This window comes from Halohasta sp. A2, assembly GCF_056175805.1.
This window is the reverse complement of sequence record NZ_JAQFWV010000180.1, coordinates 1-848: the sequence shown is the minus strand read 5'-3', so window position 1 is coordinate 848 and position 848 is coordinate 1. Positions and strand designations below refer to the sequence as shown.

General features: G+C 55.4%; 2 pseudogenes. Both read right to left on the bottom strand.

Annotation, left to right across the window (positions count from 1 at the left end):
• Window positions 1-208 (bottom strand): annotated as a pseudogene (locus O2S87_RS18675) (ISH3 family transposase); the annotation flags it as partial.
• A 24-nt stretch (window positions 209-232) separates the two neighbouring features.
• Window positions 233-672, bottom strand: a pseudogene (locus O2S87_RS18670) (transposase); the annotation flags it as partial.
• Window positions 673-848: the final 176 nt, after the last annotated feature.

Below are 848 nucleotides of genomic sequence, written 5' to 3'. Positions count from 1 at the left end.
TGGCGTGTGGAGAGTCTTCGGTCGTCTCGCAGATGTGATTGACCGAGGTCCCGCTGGCGCTGGCGCCAGCGAGGACCTCATAGAGCTTCTCTGATGAGACCTTTACACCGTCTGCGAGTTCTATCGGGAGTTCCTCGTCAAGAGTGTTGACGACAAAATTAAGCAGATGCTCTTCTTCGATCTGGTTGTCTGTTTGGGTCCGTGTCACACTACGTCCAAACAGACACTTCCTCTAACCCGATGTGATCGACTGAGTCTCGTGAACGCTGCCAGAGGGTGTTGACTCTTTGTAAGCCTGAGCGTCATCTGCGCTGGTACGTTCTGTTCACGGTGAGTCGTGGCGGTGTCACAATCACTCCCATCCCGAGGCGAGTCATCGCGTCCAGCCTTGTCAAGCGGGACGCTCTCTCCCCACGGGTCGATCCGTCGTGCGATATTGGTGGAAGCGTTGATGTCGGCCTGAAACGTCGAAACGTGGCAGTCGTCGTTCGGACACCGGAACTCGGCTTGGGAGTCCCGCCGACCGATGCGGTGGCACGAGTGGCACGTCTGCGACGTGTACGCCGGATTCACGTACTCGACCGGGATACTTGCCTCCGTCGCCTTGTCCTCGATGCGTCCTTGGAGTCGGGCGAATTCCCACGAGTGAAGGCGACGGTGTTCACTTCGACCGGGATACCGGTTAGCGAGCGTCTGCTGGAGAGATTTCGTTCGGGAACACCGCTTGAGTGGTCAGCGTAACTTTTGAATATCGGTGAGGAACTTTTTGATCCAACCATTCGCAAATCCAAGACGTTGAGAGAGATCTAAGAATGTGTCAGTGACAAACTGTTTGAAATGCTCTTGAT